This window comes from Sphingobium fuliginis (assembly GCF_015074805.1).
Taxonomy (GTDB): Bacteria; Pseudomonadota; Alphaproteobacteria; order Sphingomonadales; family Sphingomonadaceae; genus Sphingobium; species Sphingobium fuliginis.
On record NZ_CP060036.1, the window covers coordinates 396138 to 413596 of the forward strand.

The 17459-nt window shown below is 64.1% G+C and carries 16 protein-coding genes; 10 read left to right on the forward strand and 6 right to left on the reverse strand.

The genetic code is table 11. From position 1 onward, the window contains the following. Window positions 1–262: 262 nt before the first annotated feature. From H5V43_RS18040 to H5V43_RS18080, 9 genes are read left to right on the forward strand one after another with little or no spacing between them, the layout of a single operon-like run. The gene (locus tag H5V43_RS18040) at window positions 263–1345 is read left to right on the forward strand and encodes a putative urea ABC transporter substrate-binding protein (protein ID WP_025546578.1); all 1083 of its coding nucleotides are present in this window, start codon (window positions 263–265) and stop codon (window positions 1343–1345) included. 38 nt (window positions 1346–1383) lie between these two features. Next, the gene (locus H5V43_RS18045) at window positions 1384–2199 is read left to right on the forward strand and encodes an ABC transporter permease (RefSeq protein WP_025546580.1); all 816 of its coding nucleotides are present in this window, start codon (window positions 1384–1386) and stop codon (window positions 2197–2199) included. Then, the gene (locus H5V43_RS18050) at window positions 2196–3002 is read left to right on the forward strand and encodes an ABC transporter ATP-binding protein (RefSeq protein WP_025546582.1); all 807 of its coding nucleotides are present in this window, start codon (window positions 2196–2198) and stop codon (window positions 3000–3002) included. The genes H5V43_RS18045 and H5V43_RS18050 overlap by 4 nt, the downstream gene beginning before the upstream one ends. Further along, a complete protein-coding gene (locus tag H5V43_RS18055) occupies window positions 2995–3471 on the forward strand; it encodes a CopG family ribbon-helix-helix protein (RefSeq protein WP_025546584.1) in 477 nt (158 codons plus the stop codon). The genes H5V43_RS18050 and H5V43_RS18055 overlap by 8 nt, the downstream gene beginning before the upstream one ends. Then, window positions 3468–4289, forward strand: coding sequence for an urea amidolyase associated protein UAAP1 (locus H5V43_RS18060; protein ID WP_025546585.1), 822 nt, complete (start codon window positions 3468–3470; stop codon window positions 4287–4289). The genes H5V43_RS18055 and H5V43_RS18060 overlap by 4 nt, the downstream gene beginning before the upstream one ends. Before the next feature lie 15 nt (window positions 4290–4304). Further along, complete coding sequence (locus H5V43_RS18065) at window positions 4305–4940, forward strand: urea amidolyase associated protein UAAP2 (protein WP_025546586.1); 636 nt, start codon at window positions 4305–4307, stop codon at window positions 4938–4940. Continuing rightward, a complete protein-coding gene (uca, locus tag H5V43_RS18070) occupies window positions 4937–8533 on the forward strand; it encodes an urea carboxylase (RefSeq protein WP_193666875.1) in 3597 nt (1198 codons plus the stop codon). The genes H5V43_RS18065 and uca overlap by 4 nt, the downstream gene beginning before the upstream one ends. Next, window positions 8530–10314 carry an allophanate hydrolase gene (atzF, locus tag H5V43_RS18075; protein WP_025546588.1) on the forward strand — a complete coding sequence of 595 codons (1785 nt, stop codon included), beginning with the start codon at window positions 8530–8532 and terminating at the stop codon, window positions 10312–10314. Before uca ends, atzF begins: the two co-directional genes overlap by 4 nt. A gap of 23 nt (window positions 10315–10337) precedes the next feature. Beyond that, window positions 10338–11255, forward strand: coding sequence for a Vgb family protein (locus H5V43_RS18080; RefSeq protein WP_025546590.1), 918 nt, complete (start codon window positions 10338–10340; stop codon window positions 11253–11255). Between the two features lie 38 nt (window positions 11256–11293). On the opposite strand, the gene H5V43_RS18085 is transcribed toward H5V43_RS18080, so the two are convergent. From H5V43_RS18085 to H5V43_RS18105, 5 genes are all read right to left on the reverse strand, one after another. After that, on the reverse strand, window positions 11294–11629 hold the full coding sequence (locus H5V43_RS18085; RefSeq protein ID WP_025546591.1) for a UrcA family protein: 336 nt from the start codon (window positions 11627–11629) through the stop codon (window positions 11294–11296). A 125-nt stretch (window positions 11630–11754) separates the two neighbouring features. Next, entirely contained in the window at window positions 11755–12117 is a 363-nt protein-coding gene (locus tag H5V43_RS18090) for a hypothetical protein (RefSeq protein ID WP_193666876.1), read from the reverse strand. Window positions 12118–12133: 16 nt separating this feature from the next. Beyond that, window positions 12134–13711 carry a tetratricopeptide repeat-containing sulfotransferase family protein gene (locus tag H5V43_RS18095; RefSeq protein WP_025546595.1) on the reverse strand — a complete coding sequence of 526 codons (1578 nt, stop codon included), beginning with the start codon at window positions 13709–13711 and terminating at the stop codon, window positions 12134–12136. After that, window positions 13708–14664: a sterol desaturase family protein gene (locus H5V43_RS18100; protein WP_025546597.1), complete on the reverse strand. Its 957-nt coding sequence runs from the start codon at window positions 14662–14664 to the stop codon at window positions 13708–13710. The genes H5V43_RS18095 and H5V43_RS18100 overlap by 4 nt, the downstream gene beginning before the upstream one ends. A gap of 87 nt (window positions 14665–14751) precedes the next feature. Next, complete coding sequence (locus H5V43_RS18105; RefSeq protein ID WP_025546599.1) at window positions 14752–15687, reverse strand: LysR family transcriptional regulator; 936 nt, start codon at window positions 15685–15687, stop codon at window positions 14752–14754. A 134-nt stretch (window positions 15688–15821) separates the two neighbouring features. Between H5V43_RS18105 and H5V43_RS18110 the strand changes: the two genes are divergently transcribed. After that, a complete protein-coding gene (locus tag H5V43_RS18110; RefSeq protein WP_025546601.1) occupies window positions 15822–16865 on the forward strand; it encodes an isopenicillin N synthase family dioxygenase in 1044 nt (347 codons plus the stop codon). Here H5V43_RS18110 and H5V43_RS18115 read toward each other — a convergent pair. After that, window positions 16836–17435, reverse strand: a complete 600-nt coding sequence (locus H5V43_RS18115; RefSeq protein ID WP_025546603.1) for a hypothetical protein — start codon at window positions 17433–17435, stop codon at window positions 16836–16838. The genes H5V43_RS18110 and H5V43_RS18115 overlap by 30 nt on opposite strands. Between the last annotated feature and the right edge of the window lie 24 nt (window positions 17436–17459).

Sequence of the window (17459 nt, forward strand, 5' to 3'; positions counted from 1 at the left end):
GCTCGACCCCCGAATCGCAAACCCCGACCAACGGATCGACGCCGCCGCCGTCTATCCGTCAGAATAACGCAATCTGGTCGATTCGCGGGGAGGGGTGGGTCATCGGCGCGGTCGCTCAGTCGGCCCGATGGCGGGTGTCAGCCCGCTAGCCCCCGGATTTCCGCCACGGTGCAGAGTATTACATAAAACTTTAAAGGTAATAATTCTTGGTGGACAGGCCCGTGCTGCTTTGCAATAGTGTTTGCCGAAAGGGGACGAAAGAATGATCCGAATGTTCCGCAATGCAGGCCGGGCTGCTCTGATGGCTGGAGCGCTTTTGCTTGTATCCTGCTCGCAAGCGCCGGACGCCCCCTCCCAGCCGAAGACAGAGTTCAACATCGGATGGTCGATATACGCTGGCTGGATGCCGTGGCCCTATGCCCAGCAGGCCGGAATCGTGAAGAAGTGGGCGGATAAATACGGCATCAAGATCAATATCGTTCAGGTCAACGACTATGTTGAATCGGTGAATCAATATACCGCCGGAAAATTCGATGGCGTGACGGTCACCAATATGGACGCCCTGACGATTCCGGCCGCTGGCGGGAAAGATACCAGCGCGATCATAGTCGGCGACTATTCGAACGGCAATGATGGTATCCTGCTCAAGGGCGCCGACAATTTTTCAGCGATCAAGGGCAGGCAGGTCTATCTGGTCGAACTTTCGGTCTCCCACTATCTTCTCGCCCGCGCGCTGGAGAAGTCGGGGATGAAGCCCACCGACATCAAGACCGTGAACACCTCCGACGCCGATATCGTCGGGGCCTTTTCCAGTCCGGACGTCACCGCGGCGGTCGCATGGAACCCGCAGCTTTCGGTCATGAAGGGACAGGCCGGGGCGAAGGAGGTCTTCAGCTCGGCCCAGATCCCCGGTGAAATACTGGATCTGCTGGTGGTCGATACGGCGACCCTGAAAGCCAATCCGAATCTGGGCAAGGCGCTGACCGGCATCTGGTTCGATACGATGGCGCTGATGAAAAGGCAGGACGCGCAGGGCAAGGCGGCACGCGCGGCCATGGCGAAGCTGGCGGGCACGACACCCGAAATGTTCGAGAGCCAGCTGGCGACCACGCATCTCTATGCCGATCCCAAGTCCGCAGTGGCGGCCACATCTGCCCCCGCACTCGTTCAAAGCATGGCGCAGGTGCGGGATTTCAGCTTCGCCCATGGCCTGTTCAAGGGCGCGGCCTCAGCCGATGCCGTCGGCATGAGCTTCGCCGGCGGGAAGACGCTGGGCGATGCGCAGCATGTGACGCTGCGGTTCGACGAAAGCTTCATGAAACTGGCGGCCGACGGAAAGCTTTGAGCTGCCCCGATCGATCCACTCTGTAGGACGATGATGATATGCGCTGGGTGAATCGACATGTCAGCCGAGGCGACCGGCTGCTGCTGGGGGCCGCGCCGATCCTGCTGCTGGTCCTACTCTATCTTTTCCTGGCGGCTCAACGCCACGCCGCCAATCAGTTCGACAAGATATTGCCGTTGCCCGATGGCATGACGAAGGCGATGTCCGGGCTGCTTTTCCAGCCGGACCAGCTGACGGGACAGCTGCTATTCTGGGCGGATACGCTGGCGAGCCTGGAGCGGCTTGGCATCGGTTTGGGCATCGCGACGCTCGCGGCGCTCCTTGTGGGGCTGGTGCTCGGCATCCTTCCCCCTGTGCGGGCGACCTTCGGACCTTTGGTAACGGGCATCGCCGTGATCCCGCCCATCGCGCTGCTTCCTATCCTCTTCATCGCCCTGGGCCTGGGGGAAACTGCCAAGGTCGCGCTCATCGTCATCGGCATAGCGCCGGTCATGGTGCGGGACATTGCCGCGCACGTCGCCGCCCTGCCGCGCGAGCAGATCATCAAGGCGCAGACGCTGGGGGCGAGCAGCTGGCAGATCATGATAAGGGTGGCGCTGCCCCAGGCCATGCCGCGCCTGCTTCACGCCGTACGCCTGTCGCTGGGGCCGGCCTGGGTCTTCCTCATATCGGCCGAGGCGATCGCATCCGACATCGGACTTGGCTACCGCATATTCCTCGTCCGCCGCTATCTCTCGATGGATGTCATCATTCCCTATGTCGCGTGGATCGCGCTGCTGGCCGTGGTGATGGATCTTTCCCTCACTTTCCTCAGCCAGCGCCTGTTCCCCTGGGCCCACGGAGTCAGCCATTGAGCGCGCTTCTCTCTCTTCGTGATGTCTGGATCGAATATGGCGAGAAGATCGTGCTCGAACGCGTGACGATCGATATCGAGGAAGGGTCTTTCGTGTCGATCATCGGCCCTTCGGGCGCCGGCAAAAGCAGCCTGCTGCGTCTCATCCTCGGCCAGGAAGCGGCAACGCGGGGTTCCATCCTTCTCGACGGGATGCCGCTGACGCCTGAATGCGGACCCGATCGGGGCGTCGTGTTTCAGCGCTATTCGGTATTTCCCCATCTGTCGGCCTTGCGGAACACGGTTTTCGGGCTGGAATGCGCCCAATCGCCGCTTCTGGCGCGCCTGTTCGGCAGGGCTCGCAGCGCGGCGTTGGAAGAAGCCACCGAAATGCTGGATGCCGTCGGCCTTGGCGACAGCCTTCACCTCTATCCCGCACAGCTTTCGGGCGGCATGCAGCAGCGTCTGGCCATCGCGCAGGCGCTTATCAAGCGCCCCCGCATCCTGCTGCTCGATGAACCGTTCGGCGCGCTGGATCCGGGTATCCGTTCCGACATGCACCGGCTGATCACCCGGCTTTGGCGCGACTATTCGCTGACGATCATCATGGTGACTCACGACATCCACGAAGCCTTCAACCTGGGGACGCGGGTGCTGGCGCTCGACAAGCGCCGTCACGACCCGCACGCCCCGCACCGCTTCGGCGCGACGGCTGTTTACGACCTCGCCCTGCGCAAACGCGCGAGCGACGCGGCCGGGGAAGAGGCGATAGCCGCGCCGGAAAACGGCGACCGGCATCATGAGGAGAAGATTGGACATGGGTAGCGAATCTGCGGGCCTTGCAAGGCTGAGCATGAGCCTGCCGGCGGACCTGTTCCGGCAGCTCGACATGATGGTGGAGGAACGCGGACTGCCGTCGCGTTCGCAGCTCATCGCCGAACTCATCCGTCATGCGCTTGCCGAACATGAGGCCTTTACCCGGCCCGACGAGATGTTGGCCGGCACCATCACCATCGTCTATCGCGGCGACCGCGGCCGCGTGCGGCATCAGCTTGCCCAGACGCAGGCGGACTATCTGAAGGAGGTCATCTCCTCTCAGCATGTCTTTCTGGAGGATGACCAGTCGCTTGAGGTGCTGCTGGTGCAGGGGCCTGCCTCGCTGCTCAAGGAACTGTGCGATGCGCTTCGGCGGGTGCGCGGCGTCCACCAGCTCCAGCTCGTCACCACAACCGCCCTGCTGCCGCCGCTCTATGAACAGGAATCCAGCAAACAGACCAAGGGAGTGATGGCATGACGGCCCTTACCAACCCCACCGCCGCCCGCGACCATGCCAGAGCCAAGGCCGGGACCGCGGTGGAAGCCATGCCGGTGTTGCCGCCGGTGGCCGGCGACCTGCCGGACGGCGTGCCCGCGGACGACCTTCTGTGGGAAGAGACGATCGCGGCGGGCGGCTATGCAACGCGGCGTCTGCCGCGCGGCGCCCACCTGCGGCTGATCGACCTCAAGGGCGATGCCTGTGCTTCGCTCCTCATCTTCAACGCCGAACTGCCGACCGAACGGCTCAACGTCGCCGATACGGTGAAAGTGCAATGGAACGCCTATCTCGGCACGGGCAAGCTGCTGCTGTCGGACATGGGCCGTGTCCTCATGAGCTTTGTCGAGGATGGGGCGGGGACGCATGATGCCTTCTGCGGCACCTCCAACGCTGCGACGAATGCGGCCAAATATGGCAATGGGGCCAATAGCGGCCCGACGCCCAGCGGACGCGACCGCTTCCTGCTCGGCGTCGCCAAACACGGCCTCCAGCGGCGCGACGTGCATCCGTGCGTCAACCTGTTCAAGGGGGTGCGGATCGAAGCCGACGGAGCGATCGTGCCGCAGTTGGGGCCTTTTGCCCAGGCGCGAAGCCTGGTGCTGCGCGCCGAGATGAATGTGATCGTGGTGATCGCGAACTGCCCGCATGTCCTGGACCCGCGCGAGGATTGGACCGTGACGCCGCTCCGCGCGACGGCCTGGCGCGGTCCGGTCACTCCCGCCGACGATGCCATCCGCACCGCCACTCCAGAAGGCCTGCGCGCCTTCGAGAATGTCGAAGACTATTTCCGCCGTTAAAAGGAAAACGCCTCAATGAGCGTCGATATTCACTTGTCCGGCCTTCCGGGCACTGTCCTCCATGACGTGATCGTGCCGGCGCGAGCGCCCTGGCTGCATCATGTCGCAGCCGGCCAGACCCTGCGGATCGTCGATCTGGAAGGGAATCAGGCGGTCGATTTCCTCCTCTATTCCGCGCAGGACGATGCGGAGCGTTACAGCGCGCAGGACACCGTCGCCGCGCAAGGCAATCTCTTCCTTCGCGAAGGCGCGGTGCTGCGTTCCAACGAGGGACGGGCGATGATGACGATCACCGCCACGTCCGTCGATTATCACGACACCATCGGCGGCGCCTGTTCCTGCGAATCCAACACGCTTCGCTACGGCCACCATACCAAGGCCGAACATGCCTGCGTCGAAAACTTCCTGGAGGCGAATCTGCGCGAAGGCCGGGGCAAGCGCGACATTGTCTCCAACATCAACTTCTTCATGAACGTGCCGGTGGAGGCCGACGGATCGCTGGGGATCGTCGATGGCATCTCCGCGCCCGGCCTGACCGTGGACCTGCGTGCGGAGATGGATGTCATCGTGGTGGTTTCCAACTGCCCGCAGATCAACAATCCGTGCAACGGTTTCAACCCGACGCCCGTGCGCATGATTGTCGCCGCATGAGGTTCGATACCGTCCTCATCGCGAATCGCGGAGCGATCGCCACCCGCATCATCCGCACGCTCCGCCGGATGGGTCTGCGATCAGTCGCGGTCTATTCCGAAGCCGACGAGGATTCGCTCCACGTCGCACTGGCCGACGAAGCGGTCTGCATTGGCGGTGCGCGCGCCTCGGAAAGCTATCTCAACATCGAGGCCATATTGGATGCGGCCCGCAGGACGGGTTCTGGCGCCATTCACCCGGGTTACGGTTTCCTCGCTGAAAATGTCGAGTTCGCACAGGCTTGCGCGAAGGCCGGGATCATCTTCATCGGCCCCACGCCGGACAATATCCGCACCTTCGGCCTGAAGCACAGCGCGCGCGAGCTTGCCGCCGCGCACGATGTTCCGCTCGCGCCCGGCACGGATCTGCTCAGGGACGAGGCGCAGGCCGTACTCGCCGCTCGTGAGATCGGTTTCCCCGTGATCCTCAAGGCGACTGCCGGCGGCGGCGGCATCGGCATGCGCGTTTGCGAGGACGAGGCCGCCGTCCGCGAGAGTTTCGCCGCCGTCGCGCGTCTGGGCGAAAGCAATTTCGGCGACGCGGGCATCTTCCTGGAACGCTACATCCGGCGGGCCCGCCATATCGAGGTGCAGATATTCGGCGATGGCGAGGGGCGCGTCCTGCCGGTGGGCGAACGGGACTGCTCGCTCCAGCGCCGCAACCAGAAAGTGGTCGAGGAAGCGCCTGCGCCCCTGCTGCCCGACGCGGTGCGCAGCGCGCTGATCGCTGCCGCCACGCGGCTGGGCGAGGCCGCGTCCTATCGGTCGGCCGGAACGGTCGAATTTCTCTATGATGCGGAACGGGAAGAATTTTTCTTTCTGGAGATGAACACCCGCCTTCAGGTCGAACATGGCGTCACTGAAGAAGTGATGGGCATCGATCTTGTCGAATGGATGATCCGCGGCGCTGCCGGAGACTTCTCCTTCCTCGACAGGGAGCCGCCGCGTCCCAATGGCCATTCCGTGCAGGTGCGCCTCTACGCCGAAGATCCCGCGCTCGACTATCGCCCGACTTCCGGCACGCTGACGGCGGTCGCGTTTCCGCCCGACATTCGCGTCGAAACCTGGTGCATGGCCGGCAGCACGGTCAGCGCCTGGTACGATCCGATGCTGGCGAAGCTGATCGTGCACGCGCCCACCCGCGCCCAAGCCGTATCCGCCATGCAGGCGGCACTGGACCAAAGCCGTGTCGACGGGATCGAGACCAACCTGCGCTGGCTTCGGGAGGTGGTGCGTTCATCTCCCTTCGTCAGCGGGGAAGTCTCGACCCGCGTCCTCGACGGCATCGCCTTCCATCCGCGCAGCATCCAGGTCGTCAGCGGCGGCACGGCGACAACCGTTCAGGATTGGCCCGGCCGGCAGAAATTATGGGCCGTGGGTGTTCCGCCATCGGGCCCAATGGACGACCAGTCGTTCCGGCTGGGCAACCGGCTGCTCGGCAATGCCGAAGGCACGGCCGGCCTGGAAGTGCTCCATACCGGGCCGACATTGACCTTCAACGCGCCAGCGCGCATCTGCCTGACCGGCGCTGATTTCGACGCCAAGCTTGACGGAACGCCGGTGCCGCGTGGCGTCGCCTTCGACGTGGGGGAGGGGCGGACGCTCAGCCTTGGCCGGGTGAGGGGCGGCGGCATACGCGGCTACATCCTCATGGCCGGCGGCCTGGACATCGCGCCCTATCTCGGCAGTCGCAGCACCTTCGAGCTTGGCCAGTTCGGCGGACATGCCGCGCGCCGGTTGCTGGCTGGCGATACGCTGCATCTGGCCGGTGACGAGGTCGGGCCTGCCTTGCCGGAAGTCGCGCTGCCGCCCTTGACGAATGAATGGACCTTGCGGGTGCTCTATGGCCCGCACGGGGCGCCCGATTTCTTCACCGACGAGGATATTGAGGAAATCGTGACGGCGGAGTGGCAGGTCCACTATAACAGCAATCGTACCGGCGTCCGGCTGATCGGCCCCAAGCCCCGCTGGGCGCGCACCGACGGCGGGGAAGCCGGCCTGCACCCGTCCAACATTCACGACAATCCCTATGCGATCGGGGCCGTGGACTTCACCGGCGACATGCCGATCATATTGGGTCCGGACGGTCCTTCGCTCGGCGGCTTTGTCTGTCCCTTCGTGGTGATCGCCGCCGATCGCTGGATCATGGGTCAGCTGGCGCCCGGCGACAAGCTGCGCTTCGTGCCGGTCGATGTCGAGGATGCGCGCGCGGCGGATTTGCACCAGCGCGGGCTGATCGCATCGGGTACGGCGCTTGGGGGCGGACCAGCCCGGCCCATCGGCACGCTCTCCCCCATCCTTGCGGAAATCCCGGCCACCCCGGATCGCCCGCGCACGGTCTATCGCCAGCAGGGCGACCGCAATATCCTGGTCGAATACGGCCCCATCGTGCTGGATATCGAGCTGCGGATAAGGGCGCACGCGCTGATGGCTGAGCTGGAAAGGCTCGATCCTGCCGGGATTGTCGACATCGTGCCCGGAATCCGGTCCCTCCAGTTGCATTTCGACGGGGAGATCATGGATCAGCGAGCCGCCCTCGACATGCTGATGGCGGCGGAGGAGCGGCTGGGCGATCTGGCGGACTTCGTCGTCCCGTCGCGTATCGTCCACCTGCCGCTCAGCTGGCGCGATCCGGCCACGATCGAGACGATCGAGAAATATATGGGCGCCGTCCGCGCCGATGCGCCCTGGTGCCCCGACAATATCGAGTTCATCCGGCGGATCAACGGCCTTCCCGATGCCGCGGCCGTGGAGAATCTGATCTTCGAGGCCAATTATCTCGTCCTGGGCCTGGGCGACGTTTACCTGGGCGCCCCGGTGGCCACGCCGGTCGATCCGCGGCATCGGCTGGTCACCACCAAATACAACCCCGCGCGCACCTGGACGCCGCCCAATGTCGTTGGCATCGGCGGGGCCTATATGTGCATCTACGGCATGGAAGGGCCGGGCGGCTATCAACTGTTCGGCCGCACCATCCAGATGTGGAACACCCATCGGCAGACCGACGCCTTCACCGAGGGAAAGCCCTGGCTGCTGCGCTTTTTCGACCAGATCCGCTTCTATCCTGTAAACGCGGACGAACTCGTCGAATGGCGGCGCGATTTTCCGAGCGGCCGACGCTCGATCAGGATCGAGCCGTGCGAATTCCGCCTCTCCGATTATCGCGCTTTCCTTGCCGACAATGCGAAGTCGATCGCGGAATTTGAGGCGCGACGACAGAGCGCCTTCGATGAGGAGCGGGCCGAGTGGCAGCGGAACGGCGAATTCGACCGCGTCGCCCATCTATCCGAAGCTGAGCAGCCGCAACCGGACGCCGTGGAAATTCCCGATGGCGCCGATCTGGTCGAAGCGCCGTTCGGCGGCAGCCTGTGGAAACTGCTCGTTGGGCCCGGCGACGAGGTCGATGCCGGCGAAACGATCGCGATCATAGAGGCGATGAAGATGGAATGTGCCGTTCACAGCCCGGGCGCGGGCAGGGTCGAGGCGCTCTATGTGCAGGAGCGGCAGTCGCTGCAGCCCGGTGCGCCAATGATGGCGCTGAGGAGGCACGCATGACCGCGCCAGCCGGGGACCGGCTGAACCGCCGCAGCGTGTCGATGATTGCCGATGCGGTCAGGGCGGGGCGCATGAACGCCGTTGCGGTGGCCGAAGAGACGATCGCGCGTCTGGCCCTTTATGACGCGGTTCAGCCCCAGATATGGATCAGCCGGGTCGCGCCGGACGCCCTGATCGAGGCCGCCCGCACGGTCGATGCGCGGGTGGCGGCAGGCGAAGCCTTGCCGCTGGCCGGCGTTCCCTTCGCCGTCAAGGACAATATCGATGTCCGGGGGCTCGATACGACCGCGGCCTGCCCCGCCTTCACCTATCGGCCGAAGGCTTCGGCCACGGTCGTTGAGCGGCTGATCGCGGCGGGTGCGATCTGCGTCGGCAAGACCAATCTCGACCAGTTCGCCACGGGACTGAACGGCACGCGAAGTCCCTATGGCAGCCCCAGAAACGCCTACAACCTGTCCTATGTCAGCGGCGGCTCCAGCTCCGGTTCCTCGGTCGCCGTGGCGGCGGGACTGGTTGCCTTCGCACTCGGCACCGACACCGCAGGATCGGGCCGCGTTCCGGCCGCTTTCCAGCATTTGATCGGGTTCAAGCCCAGCAAAGGCCGGTGGAGCAACAGCGGTCTCGTGCCAGCCTGCCGCACGCTCGATTGCATCACCGCCTTCACGAGCGACACGGCGGACGCCCGGCTGGTCGATTCCGTCGCGGCTGGCTTCGATGCGGCCGATCCCTATTCCAAACCGCTTGCCGACCGGCCGATCGGGCGCAAGAGGATCGGCGTTCCCCGCCGCGACCAGCGCTCCTTCTTCGGCGACGCGCAGTCCGAATATCATTACGACCGGGCGCTCGACAGGCTCTCCACCCTCGCCGAGCTGGTGGAGATCGACTATGCGCCGCTACAGGAAGCGGCGCAGCTCCTCTACGGTGGCCCGTGGGTGGCGGAGCGGACCGCCGCCATCGCGGACCTGCTTGCCGACCATCCCCACGCGATAGACCCGACCGTGCGTGAAGTCGTCGAGCCGGGACTGGAAATAAGCGCCGTCGATCTGTTCAACGGCATCTATCGGCTTGCCGAACTCAAGCGTCACGCCGACACGCTTTGGAAGAGCATCGACCTGCTCGCCTTCCCCACCACCGGCACGACCTATCGAGTGGCGGAACTCAAGGCCGCGCCGATCGCGCTGAACAGTGCCCTGGGCTTCTACACCAATTTCGTGAACCTGCTGGACATGGCCGCTGTCGCCGTGCCCGCCGGCATAAGGTCGAATGCGACCGGGTTCGGCATCACCCTGATCGGTCCCGCCGACAGCGATGTTGCGCTGCTCGACGCCGCCGACGCCTATATTTCGGCGGCGGATATTCCGTCGCCACCACCGCTCGATCTGGAGGGCAAAATGGAAACCGTAAAACTCGCTGTAGTCGGCGCTCATCTGAAGGACATGCCGCTGCACTGGCAACTCACCTCCCGCGACGCGAAGTTCGTTGGCGCTTTCGAAACGGCACCCAACTACCGCCTCTACGCGATCGCGAACAGCGTGCCGCCCAAGCCCGCACTGGTGCACAGCGAGGACGGCGGATCGATCGCGCTGGAGGTTTACGAACTGGGCATCGCCGAGTTCGGCAGCTTCGTGGTCGAGGTGCCGGCGCCACTCGCCATAGGCACGGTGACGCTGGCCGACGGCAGCAGCGTCAAGGGCTTCGTCGCAGAGCCGCGCGCGCTGACGGGAGCGGAGGACATCACCGCCCTGGGCGGATGGCGCGCCTATATCGCGCAGCGCGCCTGATCTTCGCGAGGAAAGGGCAAGGCATGAAAAGGCTCAGGAGATTGATCATGACAGTGGCGGCGGGATGTGCGGCTTCCATGGCCCATGCGGAGCAGGTGATCGAAGTGCCGGGCTTTGCGGACTTCCTGGCGGTCGACGGCGACAGCGTCTGGGCGACCAATGCCGGCCGGGTCGAGCGCTGGTCGCGGCAGGGCAGGCTTGCCGCCGTCGCCATGTCGAAACCCTGCGGCGCCATGGCCCTGTCCGACGGAGCGCTCTGGGTGGCCGATTGCCAGGAAAATGCGCTCATAAAGATCGATACGAAGACCGCGCGGAAGACCGCCACCATCCCCACCGGCATCGCCAATCCCAAGGGCGAGCTGAATGTGGTCGCCGGTGCCGGATCGATCTGGGTCGCCAGCGATCAGAAGGGCGTCGTATCCCGCGTCGACCCGGCGAAGAACGCGGTGACGGCAACCATCCCCGTCAATCCCGGCACCCATTATCTGGCGTTCGGTTTCGGATCGGTCTGGGCGGTCAGCAGCGAGAGCCGCTCGATCCAGCGCATCGACCCCGCGACCGACAGTGTCGTCAAGACGACGGCACTGGGCAAGGAGCCGGGTTTCCTTGCGGCCGGGGAAGGCGGGGTCTGGGTTCAGGAGCAGGGCGACGGAACGGTCGTCCGCATCGACCCGGAAACCGGCGACGCGGCTGGCCGGGTGAAGGTCGGCGCAGTGCTGAAATGGGGCGACATCGATACGGGCGGCGGGCTGGTGTGGCTGCGCACCACGGAGGATCAGACCTTCGTCGTGATCGATCCCAAGTCGATGGCGGTCAGGGCGCGAGTGGGGAAAGCGGAAGGCAGCGGCGCGCTGCGCTTCACGGATTCAGGCATCTGGACGTCCGCGCATGACGTGCACACGCTGACCTGGTGGCCCGATCCGGCGAAGCTGGCGAAATGAGGCGTCCGCGGCGCCATCAAGCGCCGCGGAGCAGATTTTCAGCGGGCAGAAGCCATCTGGACGGGCGACTTATCGCCAGCCTTGGCAAGCCGGGCTTCAATCTGGGCGCGGATGTCGGCCGCAACCGCAGTGCGACAATCCCGCGCCTTGGATTCGAGAGCGAGGTGCACGCCCGCCAAATGATCGCCGCAAACGGCCCGCGCCGCCTGATCCATGCGGATGGCTAGGCTCTGCTGACCAGAGGCGGTAGAGAGGTCCAACCCCTTGAGGTCGAGGATCGCGGTGTCCCGAGCGAAGGGATTGCCGCCGGCAGTGCCAGCGATTGCCGGGGTCGCGAAGGCGAAAGCCGCCAGGCACATGAGCCCAATCTTCATCATCTTCTCCTGTGCGAAAAACGAGCACCGCTCTTCGGCGGCTGGCGCGTAGATAAGCCCGGGAGAGAAAAATTACAATATCTATTCCGAATATGTTCTTTTATTACTTATAGCCATAAAGGTTATTACTTCGCCCTGACCACCAGCATCGCAAGGTCATCAGCATGACCGAGCAGCCCGATCGGCAGATCGGCTTCATGGCTCAATCCCTCGACCGCGACCGTAACCGTTCGCGCCATGGGAGCAGACCAGGACCGGACGGTGCTGACCGGCAAGCGAACCCGCCAGTTATGGCGGCCTTCGGCCGGCACGATGTGGCCATTGACGCTGACCTTTGAAGCGGCATTGTCGCGGCTGCCGGAAATCAGCAGGCAGTTTTCCGACCGAAACTCCACCAGACGGGTCCGTGGGGAGGAAGCGGCGGCGGCTGGCTGCACGAACCCCGCGGCCATGGCCATGCAGAAGACGAATGTTCCAGGTCTGGGCATGGTCGCGCGCTCCCTTTCAGTCGATGGAAATGCCGGATCGTTCGAAGAAGCGTCGAACGGGTTCCAGGACCTGCTCATGCCGTTTCCACCGCGCAACCGCGTCGCGGTAGATCGGCCGGCGGACCTGCGCCGCGCTGGGCGTGGAAACCGGCGCATCATTAGTGTGGAAGGACAGGCACTCATCCGCCCATTCCAGACCGCAATGGGCGAGCAGGCGGCGGCTCTGGCCTTCCTGGTCCGCCACAAGATCCTCGTAGCGCAGTTCGATGACCCGCCCCGGCAGGACTTCGCGCCACAGGGCCATCAGCCGGTCGAAGCGGACGTAGTAAGCGGCGATCTCCAGAAGGTCGTAGCTATAGTCATAATAGCGCGAATTGACGGCAAAGAGATTGCGGAAGTTGCTGAGCACCGTGTCCATCGGGTGGCGACGGAGGCAGACGATGCTGGCTGCCGGGAGGGCCTGCGCAATGAACCCGGCATAGTGGAAATTACCCGGAAACTTGTCGATGAACCTCCGGCCGGGGTCGCGGCGGTGATGGCTGGCGCGTTGCAGGAAGTCGCGGCCGATCGCGCCCATGTCGCTGACGGCAGCCGTGGCGATCGTCTCCGGGTCCAAGACTGTGGGCGTGCGCGTGCCTGCCGCCTTCTTGACGGCGAGCGGCATCGCTTGCAGTTCCCCGGCGCTTTCGACGTCGGGGTGAGACGAGAGAATACGGTCGACCAGCGTCGTGCCGGTGCGCGGCATCCCTATAATGAAGATCGGCGCATCATGGGGGGCGTCGTCCACAGGAGCCGCGGCGATGCTCGGCCAACTCGCCTCTATCGCGTCGAAGGTCGCGGCATCGCGGGCAAACTCGTAGCGCAACGTGCGGCGATGCTCGGCATTGACCGCGCAGAGCCGTTCCAGTGCTTCTTCCGGGCGGCCGAGATCTTCGAGTTCTTTCGCTAGAGCATAGCCTAGCAGCAGCCTGCCCCGTCCGTCTCCGGTCGTTGAGTGAACCTTCGCCAGGCGCTCGACATGATTATGCCCGGCTGACTGCTTGCGCAGGCTGGAGAGAAGGTGATGGGCACGGGCATCATCCGGCGCCAGGGCGATCAACGCCTCCAGCGCGGCTTCGGCTTCCTCCGTCCGGCCGAGGAAGTTGAGCGTCACGGCCTGGTTGTAGCGGAACTGCCTGTTCCCGGGTTCGAGCCGCACCGCTGCCGAAAAATGACCGAGCGCGGCCGGGTGGTCGCCCAGGCGGGCATAGACGCAGCCCATCGTGTCGCGGCTCAGGGCATCGGCAGGGAGAGCATGCTCTGCATCCTGCAGCACCGCGGCGGCGTCCCCGTCCTGCCGTACCAGAGTGAAGAGCTTGGCAAGCTGCGCGCGATATTCGCCTTGGGGATCGAGTTCGACCGCGCGGCCGAGATGCTGGATGCCCGCATAGACGCGGCCGATGCTCGATTCTGCGACGCCAAGGAGGAAGTGACCTTCGGCATCGCCGGGATTTCCCGACACCAGCGTCGCGGCCAATCGCTGAGTGGCATCGATATCGCCCCGGGCGAGCGCGCTGCGCGCTGCGATGGCCTGACCGGAGCGGGCCGCCATCATGCCGCGGCCTTTGCTCCCGCAGCGTCCCGGTCCAGATCATCGGCCGGGCCCGCATCAGCCAGTGCGCCGCGTGGCTGCTTGGCTGCGCGCCAGACCTTGAATTTCTCGACCATCGGCGCGAAGGGGAACATCGTCTGCTCCCGGATGGTCAGCCGCTTGCGGTCGTCCTGCCCGACGAGAATGCCCTCGCCCTCGCGATATGTTCCGAAGATGCGATCCAGCAGGATCAGCGAGTTGCCGTAATTGCAACGCGTGCTCTCATAGTCGGTGGAATGGTGCAGGCTGTGGTGCCTGATCGTCGTGAAGAAGAAGGAGTACCAGATCGGGGGGTCGGCGCGCACATTGGCATGGGCGAAGACGGAGATGACGCCCATGGTGTTCAGGGCTGCGAAGATGGCCGTCTTGTCGAAATCGAACAGCGCGACGACGCTCAGGCTGATCAGGAACAGCTCGATCGGGTTGCCGACGGCGCCCTTGGCCGCATTAAGCTGGGTGATATGGTGATGCGGCGCATGGGTCAGCCAGAAAGGCGTCCAATTGTGCATCAGCCGATGCATCCAATATTGGCCGAATTCGATGAGGAAGATCACCATTGCGACCTGCGCCAGCCAGGGCAGATGGCTCGCCCATGCCGTGGTCAGCCCCAGCGAGGCCTTGAGGGCGACCAGCGGTTCCTCGGCCAGTTTCTGCGTCAGCCAGGCGATCACGGTCGCGCTGAGGACCGAATAATAAAGGTCCGTCAAGAACTCCCGCCTGTTCATGCGCCAGCCGGCATGACGTTCGTGCACAGCCTCCAGCAGCAGGATGGCGATCACGATGAGGGGAGAAGTCAGGGTGAGAGCCCAGGGATGTTCGACCAGAGACCTTGGCCCGAACGCCCAGAAGCTGAGGATGACCGCGATCATGGCAGGCGGGATCAGGTTGAATAGCCGGTCTTTGAGGCTGGTTTCCATGCCGCAGCTCCTGTCAGTGCCTTCACACTGCGCTGCGCTGCGTCATGAAGGGAGGTCGAAAATCCCGATGAAAGCCATAGACTGGATTTATGCCCGTTGCGCACGCACGCGCCGGATGACCTCATCCCAGAAAAGCTGCGTCGCAGTGTCCCGCGCCGGTTCCGACCGGGCGAGCAGGAAGATGTCGTAAGCGGGCTCGAAATCCGCGAACAGCATGGGCCATAAACGGCCGCTTGCAACGTCACTTGCAGCAGCGGCGGTGGGAAGGAAGCCGATCCCTACGCCCATGTTGATAAGTCGCCGCGCCTCATTGATGTCCTCCGCAAGGCCGCTCACCACGGTGCCTAGCCGATAGCGCCGGCGCAAATGGGTGATGGCTTCTATTTCATCATCGCCGGTCAGGACGAAACCCTGATCCTTCAGTTCGCCCAATCGGCTCACCCGATAGCCGAAATAGGGGCTGCTGCGCGAACAATAGAGCTGCTGGCGCTCGATCAGCAGCGGTTCGTACATCAGGCTTCCGCGGACACTGCTGTCATAGCCCACCCCGATCTCCACCTCCCCCTGCTCCAGCGCATCGAGAAGCTGACGCCAGGGGGAGACGCGGATTTCGATGTGGATGGCCGGATTGCGCCGGTGAAAGCTGGCGATGGCTTCGTCGAACTCGGCCGACACCAGGCCGGACACGATCTGGATGCGGACGATGCCCTCGACCCGCTTGGTCGCCTGCGCGATCACATGGGGCATCATCCGGGCGGATTCCAGCATGTCCTCGCACAGCGCCATCATCGCCTTGCCGGCCGCGGTCATCTCCACGCCGGTGGCGGTGCGGTGGAGCAGCGCCGTCCCGACATGGTCCTCCAGCCGCTTGAGCGCCGCGCTGATGCTGGGCTGCTGCCGGTTGAGCCGTCGCGCCGCTGCGCCTATGCCGCCAGCGCGAACGATATCCACGAAGGTCCGCATGAGGTTCCAATCAACCCGGCTGGCAAATTTCCTGTCGATCAGCGGCGTTCGATCGTTCATGCGCGTGCTGCTTTCCTGGAAGATAGAGCGGCTCTTCATAGGCGGTGGACTGCTCCGCTCATAGATCAAATCGATGGAAATCATAGCATGGGTCCATCTATCGCTATGCCCAGGGGGATTTACGCTCCTCATCCATGACACAGCACCATGTCCTGCCGCTCGTCGATATTTCGAAACTGGACAGCCCCAGGCTTGAGGATCGGCTTTCCGTCGCCCGCGAACTCGACCGTGCCTGCGTGGAGGCAGGGTTCCTCTACATAGCGGGCGCACAGATGGACGACGCCTTGTTCCGCAGGATCGTCGCGCGCGCGCAGGCCTATTTCGCGCTCGACGCCGACACCAAGATGAAGAGCTATATCGGCCTTTCGGAAAACCACAGCGGCTATGTGCCGGTGGGGGAGGAGCAATTCGCCGCCGGCCAGCGCGACCTCAAAGAGGCGTTCGACGTCAATTGCGACTATGTGCGCTCCGAGGGTAGGCGACCGCTGCTGGGTCCGAATCTGTGGCCTGAAATGCCGGGCTTCCGCGAAGACGTGCAGGCTTATTACCGCCATGTGACGAGTATTGGTGGCCAGCTTTTCCGCGCTTTCGCCCTGGCGCTCGGGCTCGACGAAGACCATTTCCAGGCGCATCTGCGAAATCCCCCCAGCCAGCTTCGGCTGATCCATTATCCCTTCGACGCGACCGCTGAAGATCGCCAGGGCATCGGCGCGCATACCGATTACGAATGTTTCACCCTGCTGTTCGCAACGGCGCCCGGTCTCCAGATCATCGACCGGCAGGGCCAGTGGATCGACGTTCCCCTGGTCGAGGGCACGATGATCATGAACATCGGCGACATGATGGAGATACTCTCCAACGGCCGCTATGCCGCGACACGGCACCGCGTGAAGAAGGTCAGGGAAGAACGCTATTCCTTCGCGCTCTTCCACGCGTGCGACTATGATTATGTCGTTGCCCCGGTCGTGCGCGGGGAGGCGCCCCGTTACGCCCCGCTCAAGGGCGGCGAGCATCTGTTCAACCAGACGGCGCAGACCTTCGCCTATCTGAAGCGCAGGATCGCCAGCGGCGAACTCGTGCTCGACGGCGCCCTGCCGCTCGATTCCTTCGGCCCGGCCAGCAGCGCAGCCGAACCGATGCAGCCATCGTCAACTCAGCAGGCTCTTTCTGAACAGTGATTTGACGAGCCGACCCTCCAGAATGCGTCCCACGACATAGAGCGCGGCGAACAGGCCGGCGAAGACATAGGCCGCGGTGGGCTTTGGCGTCTTGCCATCCTCCTTGTTCTTGTCGTCCTTCTTGGGCTTTTCAGGCGCCGGCGCGCCCAGCGACTTGTCGATCCAGTGCTGCGGCAGGACCTTGTCCTTCTTGTCGTCCTTTTTCACCGTCTCCTGCGCCGCTGGCTTTGCGAGCTTGCCGGCGACGATCGTCAGCCCGGCGAAGCTCAGGAACAGCAGCGGCGCCAGGAAGCAGAACAGCAATGCCCGGCTGGTCAGGCAATAGCGCAGCACCGGCCCGGCCGGCTCCCTCTCGATCCTGAGAATGCCGCCATCGAAGATGGACATCCTGTCCTGCGCGGCCTGATCCTTCTTGCTGAAGGTCAGCGTGTCGCCAATACGCTCATGGCTGGTGCCGGCCTGACGGAACAGGGGACCGAGCCTGGCCATTGCCTCATCGGCCGATTGCCCGGAGGCGAGCGCCATGCTGCCCTTTATATGCCAGATCCAGTCCAGGAAACGCGCTGTCACATGATCCCCTTTTTGCAAGAGCAG

Coding starts and splice junctions, on each gene's coding strand:
- H5V43_RS18045 (WP_025546580.1), top strand. CDS start 1,384: ATGCGCTGGGTGAATCGACATGTCAGCCGAGGCGACCGGCTGCTGCTG.
- atzF (WP_025546588.1), top strand. CDS start 8,530: ATGACCGCGCCAGCCGGGGACCGGCTGAACCGCCGCAGCGTGTCGATG.
- H5V43_RS18090 (WP_193666876.1), bottom strand. CDS start 12,117: ATGCCCAGACCTGGAACATTCGTCTTCTGCATGGCCATGGCCGCGGGG.
- H5V43_RS18065 (WP_025546586.1), top strand. CDS start 4,305: ATGAGCGTCGATATTCACTTGTCCGGCCTTCCGGGCACTGTCCTCCAT.
- H5V43_RS18110 (WP_025546601.1), top strand. CDS start 15,822: ATGACACAGCACCATGTCCTGCCGCTCGTCGATATTTCGAAACTGGAC.
- H5V43_RS18085 (WP_025546591.1), bottom strand. CDS start 11,629: ATGAAGATTGGGCTCATGTGCCTGGCGGCTTTCGCCTTCGCGACCCCG.
- H5V43_RS18080 (WP_025546590.1), top strand. CDS start 10,338: ATGAAAAGGCTCAGGAGATTGATCATGACAGTGGCGGCGGGATGTGCG.
- H5V43_RS18100 (WP_025546597.1), bottom strand. CDS start 14,664: ATGGAAACCAGCCTCAAAGACCGGCTATTCAACCTGATCCCGCCTGCC.
- H5V43_RS18055 (WP_025546584.1), top strand. CDS start 2,995: ATGGGTAGCGAATCTGCGGGCCTTGCAAGGCTGAGCATGAGCCTGCCG.
- H5V43_RS18040 (WP_025546578.1), top strand. CDS start 263: ATGATCCGAATGTTCCGCAATGCAGGCCGGGCTGCTCTGATGGCTGGA.
- H5V43_RS18060 (WP_025546585.1), top strand. CDS start 3,468: ATGACGGCCCTTACCAACCCCACCGCCGCCCGCGACCATGCCAGAGCC.
- H5V43_RS18095 (WP_025546595.1), bottom strand. CDS start 13,711: ATGATGGCGGCCCGCTCCGGTCAGGCCATCGCAGCGCGCAGCGCGCTC.
- H5V43_RS18105 (WP_025546599.1), bottom strand. CDS start 15,687: ATGAACGATCGAACGCCGCTGATCGACAGGAAATTTGCCAGCCGGGTT.
- uca (WP_193666875.1), top strand. CDS start 4,937: ATGAGGTTCGATACCGTCCTCATCGCGAATCGCGGAGCGATCGCCACC.